This is a genomic window from Amycolatopsis coloradensis (assembly GCF_001953865.1).
Classification (GTDB): domain Bacteria; phylum Actinomycetota; class Actinomycetes; order Mycobacteriales; family Pseudonocardiaceae; genus Amycolatopsis; species Amycolatopsis coloradensis.
On sequence record NZ_MQUQ01000028.1, the window covers coordinates 86,733 to 104,520 of the forward strand.

17 protein-coding genes are annotated in these 17,788 nt (G+C 68.2%); 9 read left to right on the forward strand and 8 right to left on the reverse strand.

Going from position 1 to position 17,788, the window contains the following annotated elements:
- The first annotated feature begins 3 nt into the window (after positions 1-3).
- Both BS329_RS37530 and BS329_RS37535 read left to right on the forward strand, forming a co-directional pair.
- Complete coding sequence (locus BS329_RS37530; protein ID WP_076167811.1) at positions 4-1,176, forward strand: DUF58 domain-containing protein; 1,173 nt, start codon at positions 4-6, stop codon at positions 1,174-1,176.
- Positions 1,155-3,293, forward strand: coding sequence for a transglutaminase TgpA family protein (locus BS329_RS37535; protein ID WP_244197449.1), 2,139 nt, complete (start codon positions 1,155-1,157; stop codon positions 3,291-3,293). The genes BS329_RS37530 and BS329_RS37535 overlap by 22 nt, the downstream gene beginning before the upstream one ends.
- A 1-nt stretch (position 3,294) precedes the next feature.
- Here the strand turns inward: BS329_RS37535 and BS329_RS37540 are convergent, their stop codons facing one another.
- Both BS329_RS37540 and BS329_RS37545 read right to left on the reverse strand, forming a co-directional pair.
- The gene (locus tag BS329_RS37540) at positions 3,295-4,518 is read right to left on the reverse strand and encodes a protein kinase domain-containing protein (protein ID WP_076167813.1); all 1,224 of its coding nucleotides are present in this window, start codon (positions 4,516-4,518) and stop codon (positions 3,295-3,297) included.
- Between the two features lie 66 nt (positions 4,519-4,584).
- Positions 4,585-5,781 (reverse strand): serine/threonine-protein kinase, encoded by a 1,197-nt coding sequence (locus tag BS329_RS37545; RefSeq protein WP_076167815.1) that lies wholly within the window; start codon positions 5,779-5,781, stop codon positions 4,585-4,587.
- Between the two features lie 151 nt (positions 5,782-5,932).
- On the opposite strand from BS329_RS37545, the gene BS329_RS37550 reads away from it, so the two are divergent.
- The 3 genes from BS329_RS37550 to BS329_RS37560 are packed head-to-tail and all read left to right on the forward strand — an operon-like array spanning position 5,933 to position 7,862.
- Entirely contained in the window at positions 5,933-6,667 is a 735-nt protein-coding gene (locus BS329_RS37550; RefSeq protein WP_076167817.1) for a hypothetical protein, read from the forward strand.
- 6 nt (positions 6,668-6,673) lie between these two features.
- Positions 6,674-7,075 carry a hypothetical protein gene (locus BS329_RS37555; protein WP_143253367.1) on the forward strand — a complete coding sequence of 134 codons (402 nt, stop codon included), beginning with the start codon at positions 6,674-6,676 and terminating at the stop codon, positions 7,073-7,075.
- 34 nt (positions 7,076-7,109) lie between these two features.
- Positions 7,110-7,862: a hypothetical protein gene (locus BS329_RS37560; RefSeq protein ID WP_076167820.1), complete on the forward strand. Its 753-nt coding sequence runs from the start codon at positions 7,110-7,112 to the stop codon at positions 7,860-7,862.
- A 55-nt stretch (positions 7,863-7,917) separates the two neighbouring features.
- Here BS329_RS37560 and BS329_RS37565 read toward each other — a convergent pair whose 3' ends face one another.
- Positions 7,918-8,691: an AfsR/SARP family transcriptional regulator gene (locus BS329_RS37565; protein ID WP_076167822.1), complete on the reverse strand. Its 774-nt coding sequence runs from the start codon at positions 8,689-8,691 to the stop codon at positions 7,918-7,920.
- A 154-nt stretch (positions 8,692-8,845) separates the two neighbouring features.
- Here BS329_RS37565 and BS329_RS43625 point away from each other — a divergent pair, with 154 nt between their 5' ends.
- Positions 8,846-11,281: a hypothetical protein gene (locus tag BS329_RS43625; protein ID WP_076167823.1), complete on the forward strand. Its 2,436-nt coding sequence runs from the start codon at positions 8,846-8,848 to the stop codon at positions 11,279-11,281.
- Positions 11,282-11,456: 175 nt separating this feature from the next.
- Here the strand turns inward: BS329_RS43625 and BS329_RS43100 are convergent, their stop codons facing one another.
- Entirely contained in the window at positions 11,457-11,912 is a 456-nt protein-coding gene (locus BS329_RS43100; protein WP_208619352.1) for a hypothetical protein, read from the reverse strand.
- A gap of 755 nt (positions 11,913-12,667) precedes the next feature.
- Between BS329_RS43100 and BS329_RS43630 the strand changes: the two genes are divergently transcribed.
- Complete coding sequence (locus BS329_RS43630; protein WP_158075873.1) at positions 12,668-12,820, forward strand: hypothetical protein; 153 nt, start codon at positions 12,668-12,670, stop codon at positions 12,818-12,820.
- A 65-nt stretch (positions 12,821-12,885) separates the two neighbouring features.
- Here BS329_RS43630 and BS329_RS37575 read toward each other — a convergent pair whose 3' ends face one another.
- Positions 12,886-13,782, reverse strand: a complete 897-nt coding sequence (locus BS329_RS37575) for an SDR family oxidoreductase (RefSeq protein ID WP_076167825.1) — start codon at positions 13,780-13,782, stop codon at positions 12,886-12,888.
- 216 nt (positions 13,783-13,998) lie between these two features.
- On the opposite strand from BS329_RS37575, the gene BS329_RS45305 reads away from it, so the two are divergent.
- Positions 13,999-14,121: a DUF6766 family protein gene (locus tag BS329_RS45305; RefSeq protein WP_279628248.1), complete on the forward strand. Its 123-nt coding sequence runs from the start codon at positions 13,999-14,001 to the stop codon at positions 14,119-14,121.
- A 33-nt stretch (positions 14,122-14,154) separates the two neighbouring features.
- Here BS329_RS45305 and BS329_RS43635 read toward each other — a convergent pair whose 3' ends face one another.
- The 3 genes from BS329_RS43635 to BS329_RS37585 form a co-directional block, all read right to left on the reverse strand.
- Positions 14,155-14,295, reverse strand: coding sequence for a hypothetical protein (locus tag BS329_RS43635; RefSeq protein ID WP_158075874.1), 141 nt, complete (start codon positions 14,293-14,295; stop codon positions 14,155-14,157).
- Positions 14,296-14,902: 607 nt separating this feature from the next.
- Positions 14,903-15,700 carry an arginase family protein gene (locus BS329_RS45310; RefSeq protein WP_076167827.1) on the reverse strand — a complete coding sequence of 266 codons (798 nt, stop codon included), beginning with the start codon at positions 15,698-15,700 and terminating at the stop codon, positions 14,903-14,905.
- Positions 15,693-16,400: a GntR family transcriptional regulator gene (locus BS329_RS37585; protein WP_076167829.1), complete on the reverse strand. Its 708-nt coding sequence runs from the start codon at positions 16,398-16,400 to the stop codon at positions 15,693-15,695. The genes BS329_RS45310 and BS329_RS37585 overlap by 8 nt, the downstream gene beginning before the upstream one ends.
- 603 nt (positions 16,401-17,003) lie before the next feature.
- On the opposite strand from BS329_RS37585, the gene BS329_RS37590 reads away from it, so the two are divergent.
- Positions 17,004-17,549, forward strand: a complete 546-nt coding sequence (locus BS329_RS37590) for a hypothetical protein (RefSeq protein ID WP_143253371.1) — start codon at positions 17,004-17,006, stop codon at positions 17,547-17,549.
- Positions 17,550-17,788 lie beyond the last annotated feature (239 nt).

Sequence of the window (17,788 nt, forward strand, 5' to 3'; positions counted from 1 at the left end):
CGGATGCGACTCACTGGACGCGGCGCCGGACTGCTGGCCGTCGCCGTGCTGCTGTACGGCGTGGGCGAGCTGGCCGGGTATCCGCTGCTGCGGGCCGTGGCAGGCGCCGCGGCGGGCGCGTTGCTCGCCGGAGTGGCACTGGCCATCCGGCGACCGCAGGTAGAGGTACGGCGTGAGGTGTTCCCGGACCGGGTGGAAAGGGGACGGCCGGCGCTGGCCAGGCTGCTGGTCGGTAATCCGGGAACACGGCGACAGCCCGGGTTCACCGCGCGGGAACACGGGGAACACGGAGCCGAACTGGCCGTGTCGGTGCGGCCGCTGGCACCGGGCGGCGAGGCGATCCACCACTACGAGCTGCCGACGCGGCGGCGCGGCCGGTTCATCGTGGGGCCGTTGATCCTCGAACGCGCGGACCCGTTCGGTCTCGTGCGGCGGCCACTCCCGGCCGGGGACACCGCGACACTGTGGGTCTACCCGAAACTGCATCCGATGCGCGCGCCGGCCACCGGACATCCCCGTCACCATCACGAAGGGCCGACCACCGACGATTCGCTGCACGGTTCGGCGGATCTGCGTGACGTGCGCGAGTACGTCGTCGGTGACGAGGTCCGGCACCTGCACTGGAAAGCGACCGCCAGGACCGGGCAGCTGATGGTGCGGGACTACGTCGACCCCGATCATCCGCGGTTCACGCTGCTGCTGGACACCCGTTCGAAGGTCTTGTCCGGGGACGATTTCGAAGAAGCCGCCGAGCTGGCGGCCTCGCTGGTGAACGCCGCGGCGGCGGCGGGCCATCGGTGTCGCCTGATCACCTCGACGGGCGAGGACCTGACCACTTTCGGCGGAGTGCAGGCCGCGCGGCGACTGCTGGACGTGCTGTCCGAAGTCGGCCAGGACCCGGCCGCGGACCGGCCGATGATCCCCGTGGCGTTGTCGCGCAAGGGAGTCCGTGGTGGCTGCCTGGTGGTCGTCACCGGCAGGGCAGGCCCGGAACTGCGCGGGCTCGCGCTCGTCCGGCCGCATTTCTCCTCGATGTTCGTGCTCGGCGTGGGCACCCACGGGCTGGGCATGGACGGCCTCGGGGTGCACGGTGTCGAAGGAGTGCCGCGAGCGCGCCGGATCAGTGCGGCCGACGCGGCCGAGGCGGTGAGCCGGTGGAACGACCTGGTGACCTGACCGCGCGGAGCGGCGACGTCGCCGTGTTCACCGCGGCGTCGCTCGGCGGACTGCTGTTCGCGCCGGTCTTCGGTCTCCTGCCGTTGCTGGTGCCGATCGGGGCCATGGTCCTGGTGACCTATGGGGTCACCGAGCTCGGCAGGCGGATACCACGGCTGATCCCGTGGCGGCCGGTGATCGCCGTGGTGGCGGGTCTGCTCGCGGTCGTCGAGACGGCGCTGCCCGGGACCACGGTCGCCGGGATCCCGACGGGGGAGTCGGTGGCGGTGCTCGCCGAAGGGGCGGTCCACGGCTGGCAGCTGACCCTCCAGTCGACTTGGCCTGCCCGGCCGGAACCGCGGCTGCTCGCGTTCGTGCCGCTGGCCGTCCTGGTCGCCGCCGTGCTCGGGATCGAGATACTGCACCGGCTCCGGCGTCCACTGCTCGCGCTCGTGCCGGGACTGCTCGTTCTGGTACTGAGCCAGGCCTATGTCGCGGTGACCGGTGTCGCCGCGGTCGCGACCGGTCTCGGATACGCGGCGATCGCCGGTCTGGCGCTGGCAGGCGGCGGAAGCATCGCGTGGCCGCGCCTGCTCAAACTGATCATGCCCGCCGTCGTGCTGGGCACCGTCGGCGCGCTCGCGCTCACCGTCACCGATCCACTGGCGAACCCGGCGTACTCGTTGAAGGACGACCAACCCGTGCCGCTGACGGAGGATTCGGTCGTCAGCCCGCTCTCCGAAGTCGCGTATCGGAGCAAGAACCCGGCGCCGCAGGTCTTCCGCTACACCGGGGACACCCCGGCGGCACGCCGCTGGCCGCTGGCCGTGCTGGACGGTTTCGACGGCTCGAACTGGTTCCCCGGCGGCGGTTTCCGGCGCATGGGGGCGGAGATCACGCCGGGCCCGGGCATCGAAGTCCCGGTGACCCGGCGGCAGGCGGCCATCGAGCTGACCGGTACGTCCGGGCCCTGGCTTCCCGGCCAGCCGTCACCCGCCTCCGTCACCGGGATCGACGCGCTCGTGGACGAGGCACGAGGGACCCTGGTCGCCGGTCGGCCCATGCCGTCGATCCACTACACCCTGGCCTGGTGGGAGCCCGAAGTCGGTGCGGATGTGCTGAGGGGCGCGGGAATGGCTGCCGGGCTCCAGGGTGGGCTGGGCGGCCTCGCGACCGTCCCCCCGGCGATCGACGAACTCGCCGACCGGGTGCTGCCGGAGCTGCGGCCGTCGTTCCAGACCGCCGTCGCGCTCGAACGCCACCTCGCCGAGAATTACCGGCAGGCCACCGGCGACGACCTGCCGACCGGGCACGGCTGGCCGCAACTGAGCCGTTTCCTGCTCGCCGACAAACGAGGCACGAGCGAGCAGTTCGCCGCCGCGTATGTGGTTCTGGCGCGGCTCAAGGGAATCCCTGCCCGGCTCGTCGTCGGCTACCGCGCGCCGGAACGCGCCGAGGCGGAGGGTGCGCGGGTGGTCCGCAACGCCGACATCCTCGCGTGGCCGGAGGTCGCGGTGGACAAGGTCGGCTGGGTGCCGCTGGATCCGGCCGGTGCCGCGAAGCAGAGTGGATCCGGCTCCGCGAGCGGGATCACCGCCGCCGTGGCGGAGGTACGAACGCAGCTTCCACCAGAGCGGAACCTGCGGAATCCAGAACTTCCTCCGGGTGAGTCCGAGGAGGACGAACCGGTGGACGGCACCGATTGGGCGGCGATCGCCATCGTGACCGGGATCGGGCTCGGCGGCTTCCTGGTGCTCTGGGGCGCGGGTGTGCCCGCCGTGACCGGTTTCCGCGCTTGGCGACGGCGGCGCCGGAACGGCAAGGCCGGGGTGATCGCCGCCTGGGCGGAAGCGAGGGACCGCTTGCGGGCACACGGTGTCCCGGTGACCGCCGGCATGACCGTGCGCGATCTGGCCGCGTCCGCCGCCGCCTTCGGGCAGAAGTCCATAGTGGACGGTTTGGACGCGTTGGCGCGATCGGTGGACGCCGCACTGTGGTCCGGGGCCGCGCCGGACGTCGCCGATGAGGCGTGGGCCTCGGTCTCGACCGTCCGAAAAGGACTCGGGAGGCGGCCGTGGCGCGCGCGGCTGCGTGCCGCGGTGCACGCCGGAATCCTGTTCCCGCCGCGCGGCGACTGAGTCACGGAGCGCAAACGGCACCGCGGATCGGCTGTGGCCTGCTTTCGTAGGTGCCTTGGGGATTCATGCCCTGGACCAGGAAGCAGTACCGCAGGCCCGGCCGCACCTCGACCCGCCGCTGGTTGCTCCGTTGCACCATGATCACCTGCGGTTCCCGGCGACCTTCCTCGGCGAGCACGATCGCGTAGTCCAGCACGGCGTTGGACGTCCACGACAGCTCGACGTGGGTTTCGCGGTCGACGGGCGGGGAGAGGGTGATCGCGACCGGTGTCGCCGTCGGAACCTGGGGCCGCGGCGCCGCGTCGTCGTCGTTCGTGGTGGTGAGAAACCACAGCACGGCGACAGCCGCGCAGACCCCTGCGAGGACGACGGCCACCACGCCGTACGTCCGTTTCCTGCTCGCCGTCTCCCGTGGCGGCGCCTCCGCCCGGGACGGCTCCAGCACGAGGATCGGTTCGGCGGGCAGGTCGAGCGGGATAGCGGGCGGAGCCGCGTCCAGCAGTCGGCCCAGCTTGACTTCGGCGTCAGCCGGGCGTTGTTCCGGGTCCTTGTTCAGCAGTTCGGCGACGAGCGCCGCGAGGTCGCCCGGGACGTCGGGCCGGGTGATCCGCGGGACCGGTTCGGTGAGCACCCGGTGCAGCCGCTCGGCGGGTTGTTCGCCGACGACCGCGCGGTGCGGAGACTCCCCGGTCAGGGCCAGGTGCAGGACGGCGCCGAGGCCGTAGCGGTCGGTGCGCTCGTCCATCGTCTGGTCACGCACGGTCTCCGGGGCGACGAACTCCAGATCGTGGAGCGGGTCGCGGGGGAATCTTCTCCGTAGCGTCACCCCGAAGTCGGCTAAGACCGGTTCCCCCGTGTGCCGGAGCAGAACGTTCCCGGGAGTCACCGAGCCGTGCACGACGCCGGCCGCGTGCGCGGCGGCGAGGGCTCGTGCGACGGCTTCGCCGACGAGGAGCGCGTCACGGACGGGCAGGGGCTCGGTCAGTCCGGCGAGGGATCGTTCGCAGCGCGGCATCAGCAAGGTGGTCCGGCCGTCGGGGAGTGCGCCGACCTCCTCCACTCGCAGGATCGCCCGAACGTGGGCGGCGGCCGAGAGAGCGGCCTGCTCCCGGTCCACTGCCGCTCTGGTCCGGCGGTCCAGCGAACCCGGGTACACCTTGAGGACCGTGTCGTCGGGGCCCGCCACGATGATGGCGGCCGGGCCGTGGCAGGAGGCACTGCTCATGGGTCGGCCCCATCCCCTCTTCACCGCGCGGCTGGAGACGGCGTTCACGCTACAACAGGCCGCGGGTCACTTCCGGCAGACAGCGCCCCGGATGGGGTACGCGGCGCTTTCCTCGATCCCGCGTGCGTCGGTCACCTGAATCCGAATGCAGTACTTCCGTCCCGGTTCGACGGGGACGGATACCGTCCGCAGTCGCCGGACGAGCGTGGTTCTCGCCTCACCGGTCTCGCTCGTGACGACCACGGCGGAGTCCATTCCTTGCGGCGCACGCCAGGACAGCTCCACGGCTGAGCCGCGATCGATCGGCGGGGCCTGCTCGATGCGCGGCGGGGATTCGCCGATCGGCTCCGGGAGCGCAGAAGTGGGCTGAGCGAGCGCCTGAGGCGCCTGGTCGGATGAACCCGGCAGGAGGATCCACGCGGCGGCGGCGAGCACGGACGCGGCGCCGGCGGCGAGCATCGGCCAGCCGGGCTTCCGTGACCGCGCGCTCCTTCGGACCGGGCCGGTCATGGCGAGCGGTGCACCCATCGGCGGGGGCGTGCCCCCGGTGGGCGGCTCCGGTGCGCTGTGTTCGTCCGCCAGCCCGGCCAGAACGTCCGCCACCACTGCCGCGCCGGGCGGACGCGACGCCGGACTGTCCGCGAGCAGGTTCTCGATGAGCGCGAGGAGGTCGATCGGCGCGTCCTCCCGGTGCAGCGGCGGCCGGTCCGGCCGCGGCAGCACCCCGGTCAACGCCAGGTACAGCACGACACCGAGCCCGTACAGATCCGCGCCTTCGCTCACCGCTCGTTCCGGTGCGAGCAGGTGGCTTCCGTGGTCCGGATCGCGGACGAAGACCAGCCGCGGGGTGTGTTCGAAGTCGTTGACCACGGGCTCACCCGACGCGCGGAACAGCACGTTGGCCGGGGTCAGCCTGCCGTGGACGACACCGGCCCCGTGCGCAGTGGCCAGTGTCGAAGCGAGCGCGGAACCGAGCACGAGGGTATCCGAAACCGGCAGGCGTCCGGCGGATCCCACGAGCTGCGGCAGTGACCCTGTGCAGAGTTCGCTCCGCAGTGCGCACCGGCCGTCGGGCAGCTCCTCGACGGCCTCCGGTACGAGAATTTGCCCGTCCAAGGACGAAAGCCGCTCGAGTTCCTGTTCGAGGAGCAGCCGGGTTCGTTCGTCCAGCCGGCCGGGGAACACTTTGCGGGCGGCGGTTTCGAACGCGAACACGTCACCGGTCGAACCCCCGCCGAGCGCTTCCCCGTTCTCCGGTCGCATCGCCCCAGGGTATGCGCGGGAAACGCGAGGGCGAGGTGTTGACAGCTTCCTGCCACCGATGAACCACCGATGAACCACCGATGTACCGCCGCTGAACCGGCGCATCACACGCTGCACCTTGACAGCGCACCGGAGCAACGAGGTGGGACGGATGAAACAGAGGAACAATCTCCGCCGGGCCGCCGTGTACGGCATCGCCGGACTCGCCACCGCGGCCATCGGCGCCTCCACCGCGAACGCGCTCGTGGACGACCGTTCCGAGGACAAGGCGGTGCAGGACACCGCTCAGGGCGCGAACCCGCAGGTCGCGCCGATACCGGAGAAAAGGGAAACGCCGGCGCCGCAAACCCGGTCGGCCACACCGTGGACGGCACCCGTCGCGCCGCAACAGGTGACTCCGGCGCCGCTCGTGAAACCGGTGCTGCCGGTCCGGGCACCGGTCGCTTCCGTCGGCGAGCGGACGGCGCCGGTGCAGCGGCCGGTGAAAGCCGTTCCGGCGGTCAAGAAGCTTTCCACGTCGGTGCCGATGGTCAAGAAGGCAGCGACGGTCAAGCCGCGCTCGGTGAAGGCGGTCACGTCGGAAGCGCTCGCGCGCAGCCCGTTCCCGCGCACCGCCTTTGTCGTCCCGCCACCCGCGCCGGCGCCGAAACCGATCCAGCAGCGGGTGCGCGACGCGGCCAAGGCGGTCGATACCGCGGAGGAAGCGGTCGAGCGGGCGGCGAAGGCGCTGGAGAAGACCAAGGTCGACCTCAAGAAGGCCAAGGGAGAACTCGAGAAGCTGCGCAAGAGCGTCGAAAAGCGCAGAGACGGCGAGAAGCGAGACGACGACGGGAAGCGCGAGGACCGCGACAGGCCGGTCAAGATCATGCACGGTGATCGGGACTGAGTGGCCATGACCATCAGTCTCGCTGAACGCCCGAAACTGTCGGCCCGTACCGCCTTCCGCAAGTTCGCCACGCCGCGGCGGCCTGCCATCCCGCAGCCCCGGTATCTCGTCGTCCCGGAGACGGTGTGGCTCGGCCAGGCTCCGTCCTTTCCCGACAGCGGCCCCGTCGAGCGTGTCGAGTACGACTACTACTTGCGGCACGAAGACAAACCGCTCGCGAGGAGCGCGGTCACCGGACTCGGCGGCGGAACCGCGTCGCTCGTCTTCGGGGTGACCACCGGCCTGGTGATCGCGAGCCCGCTCGGAATCGCCGTCGGCGTGGCCACGGGGATCTTGGGCGGACTGATGGGGCACTCACTGGCCGAAGAGTTCTACGAGCGCCGCCACGAGGACGAAACGCAGCCGTGACGGTCACGGCGCCAACACAAAACCGAGGAACTTCATGAACATCAAGCGAGCAGGTGTGATCGGCGTGGCCGGTCTGACGACCGCGGCCGTCGGCGCGTGGACCTTCGGCGCCTTCGGGGGCGCCGACGAACCGGCCGTCGCCGCGCCCAGCGGGCAGGTCGCGGCCGCTGCGCAGAAACCCGCCGGGGCACCGAAATCGACGGTCGCGCCGGTCGTCCAGAACGTGGTGCCACCCGCCGTGGTTCCCGTCGTGCCCGCGGCGCAAGCGGCCCCTGTCAAGAAGGTCGCCAAAGTCGTTCCCGCCAGCACGCCGAAGAAGAAGGTGTCTCGCCCGGCGGCGCGGCCACTCGTGGTCAAGACCGCCGTCGCCAAACCGGCCACCACAACGGACAGCCGCGAACTCCGCATCCTCCGGCTCTCACCGCGCGTCAACGTCGTCTCCGGGCCTGCCGCGGCGGTACCGAAGAACCTCGAGAAGATCACCGAGTCCGTCGACAAGGCCACCGGCTCGCTCGACAAGGCGGAGAAACTGATCGATCAGGCGAACGCCGAGGTGAAGAAGGCCAAGGGAGAAGTCGGCAAGGCCAAGGGCGAGCTGAAGAAGCTCAAGTCCGGTAAGCACAGGCATCATCCGGAGAAGGCCGGGAAGAAGGACGACGGCAAGCGCCCCCATGTCGGCCACGTATCGGTGAGCAGCAAGGGGATGAAGCCAGGTCAGACCCGTACCGTCAGCACGTCGAGCCCGGACGGCTCGTCCTGGTCGAGTGCGACGGTCACGGTGAAATGACAGAGTGGCCGCCCGGCGAGTACGCCGGGCGGCCACCCGTTTCCGGATCCGATTTTCAGCAGAACTGCGGAACGCCGTCGAGCGTCGACTCACCCCGGAGAACAGCGCGGTGAGCGCCGGAAAGGACCGCGCCCGGTTCGACACCGAGTTCGCGGACGATGATTCCGCGCGCCCGGCGATAGGCGGCCAGCGCTTCGCCTCGCTGGCCGGTTTCGTTCAGTACCAGCAGCAAGCGAGCCCAGATGTGTTCGCGCAGGGGGTCTTCGTCGAGCAGGCCGTACAGCTGGGCCAGCGCGTCGAGGTGTCTGCCGAGCACGCGCCAGCTCTCGGCCAGGTCTTCCCGCATCCGCGTCCGGAGACGCTCCAAACGGGTGATCTCGGTGTGGGCAGCGGAGCTGCGCATGCCCTCGAAGGGGGTACCTCGCCACAGGTTCAGCCCGTGCGTCAGCAGCTCGGACGCCCGTTGCGGCGCACCGGAACGCAAGGCCGCGCGGGCCTGGGCGGAATCTTGTTCCACCACGTCGACGTCTACCTCCCCTCGGTCGACGACGATCCGGTAGGCCCCTTGCCTGCTGGTGATCCGCACGCGGTTCTCCACGGGCGACAGGGCGGTACGCAAGCCGCAGATGTAGGACTTCAAGTTCCCCCAAGCCGACGCCGGCGGAGGCCCGCCGTCCCAGGTCACATCGATCAACTTGTCCACGCTGACCCACTTTCCGCGATCGAGCAGCAGCGCGGTCATCACGGTGGTCGGCTTGCCCGGCCTGATCGCGAGCTCCGAACCCGCCGGTGTCCTGGCTTCGAGCGGTCCGAGGACCTGGAACAACATCTGGTCGCCCCCTTCTGACTTCTTCGCGACGTTCGGACCAAGGATGCGAGGAGCGCTATGAGGATCCGATGACAGTCACGGTTGTATCCGCGATGAACCGCGGCTGAACCGGTCGGGCGCACCGTCGTCCATACCCGAGACAAGGGAGAGCAGCATGCCGTCGGACAAGGGCGTCGATATTCCCCGTGTGGTCGGCCAGGTGACCGGTGGAGCGGCCTTGGCGGTGTTCTTCGGCCTGGCCGGGGCAGGGACCGCGCACGCCGACCCGCCTTGCGTGGTGCAAGGGGACGGCTGCGCGCCAAGCAGTCGTGGCGACGGCCCGGACAAGGGGAGCGGAAAGGCTTCGACCCAGTTCAAAGCGAGCGCCAAAGGCAAGGTCGGGGCGAAAGCCGAGGTGAAGGTTCAGAAGAAAAAGGCCCCGCCGCCGACCAAGAAGACCACGAAGAAGGACGACAGCGGTGGTGCGTCGAAGAAGTCCTCGCAGGACCATGACGACGGCGACAAGGGACGAAAGGACGAAGACGACAACGACCGCGACGACGAGCGGGGAAACGACGACGGGGAGCGCCGAGACCGCGACTCCGACTCCGACAAGAAGCCTGACGACGAGAAGAAGCGAGACGACGACAGCGAGAAAGACAAGAAAGACGACAAAGAGAAGCCGGATGACAACGATCGCCGGTCCGCGAGCGCCGATGATGACGACGACGACGAGAAGGCCGAGCCTGCGCGGGACAAACCCCGAAAACGCGCCGGCCGGCCGAGGACCGCACAAGCGATTCCCGCCGCTTCCGTTCCGCGATCCGTCACTTCCGGGAAGGCGCCGACCGCGAAGACGGTGTTGGCCGGGGCACCACAGAACGACGGTGGTGTCGATCAAGCTCTGGCGGACGCCGCCGCTTCGCTGGCGAACTCGATCGCCCACAACCCGGAAGCCATGGCCGCGATCGGCGCTGGTGGCGCTCTCATGAGCGCGGGTGGCGCGGCGGTGGCGACCGGTGGTGGCGTGTCCTTGACCGGCGCGGGAGCCATCGTCGGCGCACCACTCGCGCTCGGCGGGGCTGTGGTCGCGGCCGGTGGGGCACTCCTCACCACCATCGGTGGACTGCAGATCATGATCGACGCCTTGGGGCAGTACCACGTCACTGCCGCGCCTCCCGCTCCCGCGGCGCCGTTCGTGCCCACGGCACTAGCTCAACCCGCGCCTCCGGCACTGGTGACGCCTTCCCCGCCGACCGAGATACCGACCCTCCGGCCACCAACCGGCGGCCAGTCGCCACAAGGCCCCGGTCGTCCGATCCCGCCGGTCTTACCCGGCCTTCCGGACAACACGCCGGACCAGCGGACGCCGCCTGAAGGCGATCCTGAGACCCCACGGATTCCGGAAGACGAAAGTGATCGGAACCGGCCCGACCCGGGAACCGAGACCTCGGCGCCGCCTCGCACCACCGGACCCACGCCACCTGACCAGCCGGACCGTCCGGACCAGCCGGAAATCACCGAACAGCCAGGCACCCCGGAGCGACCCAGGCTGCCAGGCGGCCCGGATCGGGGGGACGATCCCTTCATTCCAGGACGACGACCGATGGATCCGGATGAGCCGACGGCACAACCCGCCGATCCGTCGACGCCGCTCGACGCCCCGGCACCCCCGGCCGTTCCCGAGCCGCCCACGACACCCGAACAACCGGACCGCCCGCCCGCGAACACGCCACTGGCACCCGTCGTGCCGCTTCGGCCGTCAGACGACCCGCAACGGCTCCCCGAACGGGAAACACAGGGGGAGCAGTCGTCTGTGGAGACGGAAGAGCCGGAGGCCGGACCCGAACCCGGTGACGAACCGGCATCCACGCCCGAACGTCAGCGAGAGGAGTCTCCATCCGAGCCCGCATCCGAGCCCGCAGCCGATTCCCGGACCAGGGCCGGGCTTCCGGTGGACGCCCGTGTCTGGAAGGAACGGGACATCCCGCGAGCCCACGAGGCCAACCGAGTACGCGAACACATTCGAGACGGAATCCAGCGAGCCGTCGATGACGCCGACGCTGAATTCCGCGCCCGGCCTGAGGACCGGCGATACACCGGTGAAAGGGCCGCGCAGCTCGACGAAGCCACGAAAAACGCCGAAGCGGCGACCAGGCGCCGCCAGGACATGGCGGAGGAAGTAGCCGCAGGGCGCGCCGACGAAGAAGAGCTGAAAGCCCTGCGCGAGGAGGAATCCGCTGCGCACAAATTCCTGAACGGCCTGACGGCTCGACTGGACGGATCGGAGATCCACGCGATCTTCGAACGCATCATCACCGCCAGGCAGGCAGAAATCCTCGGCCCGTACGCCGGCACCTACCGGTTGCGCGCCGAAGCCCCGTTCAACCTGAACGGAAGCGCGAGCTACCCCGGTCGCAGCCGCCCCGACCTGGTACTCGAACGCCTTCACGACCAGGGAGAGATGGCAGGTAAACCCAGGTATGTGGCGCACGTGTACGACCTCAAGACCGGCAAAAAGGGCATCGAAGACGATTGGGTCTTCAAGACCTTGAGCTACACACGCGGCCTGTTCGAACCAGAGGAACTCCGCCCCAAGCGTGGGCGCTGATCACCTCCATCAGGACGCGCCTGCCGAATCCGCCTGAGGGTTCGGCAGGCGCTTCCCGGTCGTGGGACCCAGGTCCTTTCCCGTCGTGATCGGCATGCTCGCGAATCCGACCGGCGATCTCAGCCGGTCTGAACAACTTGCGGGTCAACTAGCCTCGAACCGGGCAACATAGTTTCTATTTACAAATACCCTCGAGCGGGATTTCTCCGCCAACACTGATTCCATCGGTGCGGTTGTCGATATTCGTCGGCAGGTTACCCCAGTTTCCGTCGGTCGAGTACCACAGGAAGATCCAGCAGCGTTCGTGCAAGTTCCAGTCGTACAGCACGACGGGCTTGCCGAAGCGATTCCAGATGGATGACGTCTGGTCGCCGTATCCTTGTGCGCCGATGTTGTAGAATCCTGTGGACGTGAAGCCTCGCCCCCAGCCTCCGTTATCGTGATTGGCGTCGTAATGTTTGAAATAACAGAACTCGGGAACATTGCCGCAGCCCCAAGTCCAGTAGGCCGACCCCGCCGGAGGAACAATCTCCGCCGGTCGTGCGGCAGCCACGTCACCACTCAGTAAAACAATGGCTGCGGCAAGGCATGCGATTGCGCTACGAAGTTTCACCGCCACAATGCGCCCCATTCTCATCATGTGCGTTCTCGATGGCGTACACCGCTGATAGTAGTGATCATAGCGCACGCACCAGAACGCGGAATTGGGAGAATGTCAAGCCAGCGCCGCTGGTCGGTCGACAGGAAGACGCCTTGAAAGACTTCGGCACGGAGGTTGCGATGAACGGCGCATCACGCGGCTGCGAGTGTCCGAAGGGCCAATGGGCCGAGTGCGCCTGTGGCGTGCCGACGTGGCCAACCCTGGATGTGTTCGACGGCGTGTGCCTGGGCCTGACCGGGGGCGGCGGCCGAGAGGCTGCTGCCCGATCAGGACCTCGATCAGGTTCTCGCCGCGAAGAGGGTCCGCGCGGCCGGTCGAGGCCGGGCAGGTGGTGGTCGACGTCATTTCGCAACACCGATCGACCTGGTCGGTGTATCACGTGCGGTCCGAGGCGATCTGGCCGCTCGGAACCGCACGCCTTCGCGTCTGTCGCCGATCGTGAGCGGGTTACCGACGAGGTCGTCGCCACGACGCTGGGCACTGAATACATCGAGCTGTCGGTCGCGGTCACGCCGCCACCGTCGCTGCTCCAGCGCGCCAGCGGCTAATCGATCTACCAGCGGCACGGACCAACGGGAGCACGCTCGTCGGCGTGTCGAGTCGGCTGGATGGGCGCATTCCGGCGAGCCGGACCCATGACGCCCCACCCGGTCGAGGGAAGCCACGTTTCGGGCGCTCACCGGCGGGATAAGCCAGGCTGGGACACCACAAGAAAGGCGCAAGCCATGGACGGAACCACCCAGCCCCTCAGCCCCGACCAGCCGATCTCGCCGGGCACACCGGAAATTCCGGACCTCGACATCGACCCCCAACAGTTCAACGACGAAGACACCCGGCGGCGCCCCAACGCCTCGCCGCGCGAAGAACCGCCGGACTGACGCGCCTGGCCAGCCCGGCTGATCCGGTGTTCCGCAGAAGCGCGCCAGCCCTGCCGCTCTCGTCCTCAGGTCAGGGGCACCCCGCCGGTGACGCCGAGTATTTCGCCGCTGACATAGCTGGATTCCTGCGAAGCGAAGAACACGTAGGCGGGTGCGAGTTCGGCGGGCTGGCCGGCCCGGCCCATCGGCACCTGCTCGCCGAAGGAGTCGACCTTGTCCTCCGGCATGGTAGCCGGGATCAGCGGTGTCCAAATAGGACCTGGCGCGACCGAGTTCACCCGGATTCCCTTGTCGGCCAAGTCCTGCGCGAGCCCCTTGGTGAAGTTCGCGATCCCCGCTTTGGTCGTGGCGTAGTCCAGCAACTCCGGCGACGGCTGCGAGGCCTGGATGGACGACGTGTTGATGATGACCGACCCTCGCGGCATATGCGGCACCGCGGCCTTGCACAGCCAGAACATCGCGTAAAGATTGGTCTTCAGTACACGGTCGAACTGCTCGGTGGAGATCCCGAGCAGGCCTTCTTGGCTGCTCATCTGATAAGCGGCGTTGTTCACCAGCACGTCGATGCCACCGAGGCTGGACACCGCCGTGTCGATGATGTGCCCACAGTGACGCTCGTCGCGAATATCGCCAGGCACGAGTTCGACCCGCCTACCGGCTTCGCGCACCAGTTCGGCGGTGCGTTCGGCGTCCTCCTGTTCTTCCTCCAGATAGGACAGTACGAGGTCGGCACCCTCTCTCGCGAACGCGATCGCCACCGCCCGGCCGATGCCGGAGTCGCCACCGGTGATCACGGCCCTGCGGTCCAGCAATCGTCCGCTGCCGCGGTAGGACTCCTCGCCGTGATCCGGTGGAGGATCCATGGCTTTGCCCGAACCAGGGTGTTGCTGCTGTTGTCCTGATTGCTCTTCCGGGCTCGGATGCCGCTCCGCGGTCTCCTGGCTGTGCTGGTCTTCGGTCATGTTCGCCTCCTGCGGGCCCCATCGTCAGCGTGGACGAGTGAACGTTCGTCCCGTACGGTCCGATCGGGGCGGTGTCGAGCTGTAGGTGAATTCGTGATCCCGGTGCCATGGACGAAGCAACGAGGTCACAGACCTGGTACCACCCGCCCGCCACGATAAACCCGGCAGGGCTTGCCACTGCTCACCCACCAGTGGCTTGCCGGGAGAGATCCGGCAGTGTACTGGCAAAGCGGGTTCCTGGTCGTCGGTGTACTGGTGGTGCTGACCATCGTGGTGCGCCAGGCGGGCTCCTCGCAGTCCAAACCGGTCGCCGCACCTCACCGCGATACCGGTTCCTGACTCGCCGCCAATGGTCTGAAGTGCCGCAGCGGATCACGCGCAACTGTAGATTTCCAACCCTTGGTGTTCTTCCCGTACCTCGACGTCCGGGCCGAACAGGGTTGCCACCGAGCGCGCCAAGGTGGGCGCATAGAAGCTCTCGATTTCTACTACGGTGCCGTCCTTGCGTGTCACTCGTAACGATGTTCGATCGTGACTGGCGTCGGGTGGCAATTAGACTGTGTGGTGCAACAGCGTTATCACGAATCCGCTCACCGGCACGGAACAGCCGACCCCGACAATACAGCCGAAGACAGGAGGTTGCTCAACGTCCCAGCTCACGGTGTTTCCTCGACCATTGTCCTGAGGATCGCTTCGGCAGGATGGATACGGGACGTCCTGACGTCACCATCGCTCCGCTGGTGGTGCTCTTGCGTCGGCGATATCGGCCAGAACCCGCGTTGCACCGCCAGTCGCAGCGGGGGACCAGGCGGGCGAGCAGCATCGCACTGCAGGCGGCGGTGATCCCGCCGAGCGTACGAACCAGAGCGGGCATGGCTGGAAAGCCTCCTCAGACGTGGGCGGCACAGAACCTTCCAGTCATACCCAGCGCATTGTTCGGAATCTTCGTGCGGATCGACGGCGTGCCCGACGCTATCGGCCTGTCGGAAGTCACGACCATGCCGCGTGACGCTCCCTCCCTTCGCTAGGGACACGATCGACGCCGCTCGACCCCAGACGATTGCTCAGGGCTGGGTCGCGAGGCGGTGGACGCCTGGCTGGACGCTCAGCTGCCGCTGGATTAGTGCCACGACAGGTTGGCGCCGAGTGCTGCGGTGAGGCGGGTGATCGTCTGCCGACTGGTCTGGTCATTGACGTGCTCGGGGAGCCAGGCGCAGGCGATGTAGGCGGCGGTGATGTCGGCGGTGGTGCAGGCGGCGGCGAGGCATTCCTCGATCTGGGCGAGGGAGGGGCCGGGGCCGGAGGGAAAGCGTGCACCGGGCAGTTGGGCGCCGTCGATGACGTCGATGTCGAGGTGGAGGTAGACGGGAATGGGGCCGAACTGATCGAGGGCGGAGCTGATCGCGGCGGGGTCGGCGGGCACGCGGCGGACGTGGCTGGTGGTGAGGGCTTCGTGCTCGGCTGGGTCGAGGTCGCGGGCGTCGGCGAGCACGACGCTGGTATCGGGGACGGGCCGCAGGCCGAGCGTGTCGTCGAACAGGTCAGGCGTGCGGCCGGTCAGCATCGCCAGTGCCATGCCGCCGAGGTAACCGCTGGTCGATATCGCGGGGGTGTTGAAATCACCGTGGGCGTCCAGCCAAAGCACGGCCAGGTCGCGATGGTGGCGCTGCAGTCCGGCTACCACCGCGCGGGTGGTGGGACAGTCGCCGGAAAGAACCAGGGGCCTGGCAGCCTGGGTCACCGCTTCGAGTGCGGCCCGGTGCAGCAGGCTCATCCGGGCGGGGGTGGGGCCGGCGGGGAGGGCTGGGCGGATGACTTGGGTCGCGGTGGCGGGGATCGGGAAGGCCGGGATGTGCTCGTCAAGGTGCCAGGGCGTGACGATCAGATCCCAGGCACCGCCGGTGCGGTGGTCAGTCACGAGGTGTCTCTCTCTCGTTCCGGTGGGCTAGCAGGTCGAGCAGCCGTTGCAGTTCGGCAGCGCCGGCTTGCAGGTGCGCCGTGAGTTCCGCCCGGGCTTGTTCCGGACCGCGGTGCAGCGCGTTCAGCAGCTGACGGTGGTCGTCTACGGTGCGGCCGAGTTCAAGGCGGGACCGCTCGGCCAACGCCAGGGCGAGGCGCTGTTCCTGGTGGAGCCGCGCGTGAAAGCGGCGTAGCCGGGGGCTGCCCGCGGCCGCGACCAGGGTCGCGTGGAAAAGCCGGTCACCGTCGAGCGCGGCGGTGACGTCTCCGTGAGCGAAGGCGTGTTCGATCTGGTCGACCAGATCGGTGAGGCTCGCGTAGACCTCCGGGTCCCGGGTCCTGGTCAGGACGTCGGCCGCGGCCAGTTCCACGGCGGTGCGGGCAGCGTAGATGTCGGCGATATCCGGCGCGGTGATCTCCGCGACGACGATGCCGCGGTTCATCTGGTATCGGACCAGGCTTTCGCTTTCGAGGGTGCGGGCGGCCTCGCGGAGGGTGCTGCGGGACACGCCGAGTTCGGCGGCGAGGGTGGCCTCGCGCAGTGGCGTGCCCGGCGGCAGTCGGCCGGACAAGATGGCATGCCGGACGGCTTCGGCGGCCTGTTCGGTGGTGCTCTGCCGCTGGATGCTCGCACCCAAGCCGGTGATCGGGTCTCTCACGCCTACTAGATTGCCATATTGTCCGACAATCTGTCGCGTAGAGTCTCGTGAATGTTTGAGGAGTATCTTGTCGTCGGCCCGCGGAGCCGCCAGTTGCGGCCAGAGGCCCGCGGCCGCTACACAGCCAGTGCCAACCACTTCGGGCGTTGGACGACGAGCAAGTGGTGTGTGCCTGCCGCATCCGCATCGGAGCGGCCGACCGGGTGTTGGCACCGCGGTTCGGCAACCATCTGCGGCCTTGGCTTCCGGCAGTCGGACGCCGTCGACGCCAGGGTTGCCGACGCCGCCGTGGCTGGCATGGGCACCACGGCCGCGGCACGCACGCGCCGGTCGATTCGGAATGGTTTTTCATCGACAAGAACTGCTCTTGTCTTGTTGAAAGATCAGCGCAAGAATGGAAGCAACCACAAAAGCGGGCGTTCGAGTGAATTCGCGGCGATGAGATGACGGTATTTATCCCGTGGTGGAATCGCTGCCAGTGTCCCTAAGCGCATCTGACGAGTGCTTTCCCCGAAAGTGGGTTCCCTTGACGAAATAAGTGCTGCACGTGCATGCGAACATTGGTCCGAATGTAGCAATTTTCGAGGCCGTTCACGGGGTTCCGTGGCGAATGGTGAAAAGTGCGGTAAAGCTTCGGGCATGAGTCCATCACGTAAACGAATCTTCACTGCTCTCGCCGTCGCCGCGTTGTCGCTGGGATCCATCGCCCCCGCCCAGGCGGACCCCATCCAACTGCCGGGCATCAGCGAACCGAACCCTGAGGAACCCGGCACCGGCGGCGGCTCCGGCGGCAGCACGACGGCCGCCTACATCCTGCAAGGCGTAATCCAGAACGAAGGTCTCCAAAGCGACGGGACCGGCAAACGGGTCAAGATCCGCGGCTACTCGCGCTTCGCCACCCCGGGCAACGACCGGCGCGACGCCGATTACATCAACGTCCGGTGCACCGCCACCGGCCCGGGCGGCTCCACCACGGGCGACTACGACTCGGAGAACGACGGCGCACTCATCGACGTTCACTTCGAGACGCCCTGGATTCCCAACGGTGCCGTGTTGCGCACTGTCCATGTCGCCTGCAGCCACTACGCCACCAAAAACGGCGTGGTCTACGAGACCGCCAGCGCCACCGACATCGCCGTCCCGTACTGACAACTCCCAACGGCGTCGCGCTCGATACGACCTACTCAGTGCCGCGCATGCGTGCATCCGCTACCGGATGCACGCATGTCCAATCAACACGGTGCCGGCATTCCGAAGGGCAGTTTCGCGGCGGGTGTTCGATGACGCGCACCTGCCCTCGGCGTGGAGCAGATGGACGACAAGCTGTATCTGCAAGACGGTCCGGCAACGTCAGAATTACCGCACCGGGCCTGCGCAGCTTCGTGGCT

Excerpts from the sequence above, each read along its gene's own strand:
- BS329_RS43625 (WP_076167823.1), top strand. The coding sequence starts at position 8,846 with ATGCCGTCGGACAAGGGCGTCGATATTCCCCGTGTGGTCGGCCAGGTG.
- BS329_RS43100 (WP_208619352.1), bottom strand. The coding sequence starts at position 11,912 with ATGGGGCGCATTGTGGCGGTGAAACTTCGTAGCGCAATCGCATGCCTT.
- BS329_RS37550 (WP_076167817.1), top strand. The coding sequence starts at position 5,933 with ATGAAACAGAGGAACAATCTCCGCCGGGCCGCCGTGTACGGCATCGCC.
- BS329_RS37555 (WP_143253367.1), top strand. The coding sequence starts at position 6,674 with ATGACCATCAGTCTCGCTGAACGCCCGAAACTGTCGGCCCGTACCGCC.
- BS329_RS43630 (WP_158075873.1), top strand. The coding sequence starts at position 12,668 with ATGGACGGAACCACCCAGCCCCTCAGCCCCGACCAGCCGATCTCGCCG.
- BS329_RS37560 (WP_076167820.1), top strand. The coding sequence starts at position 7,110 with ATGAACATCAAGCGAGCAGGTGTGATCGGCGTGGCCGGTCTGACGACC.
- BS329_RS37545 (WP_076167815.1), bottom strand. The coding sequence starts at position 5,781 with ATGCGACCGGAGAACGGGGAAGCGCTCGGCGGGGGTTCGACCGGTGAC.
- BS329_RS37530 (WP_076167811.1), top strand. The coding sequence starts at position 4 with ATGCGACTCACTGGACGCGGCGCCGGACTGCTGGCCGTCGCCGTGCTG.
- BS329_RS37540 (WP_076167813.1), bottom strand. The coding sequence starts at position 4,518 with ATGAGCAGTGCCTCCTGCCACGGCCCGGCCGCCATCATCGTGGCGGGC.
- BS329_RS37565 (WP_076167822.1), bottom strand. The coding sequence starts at position 8,691 with ATGTTGTTCCAGGTCCTCGGACCGCTCGAAGCCAGGACACCGGCGGGT.
- BS329_RS37575 (WP_076167825.1), bottom strand. The coding sequence starts at position 13,782 with ATGACCGAAGACCAGCACAGCCAGGAGACCGCGGAGCGGCATCCGAGC.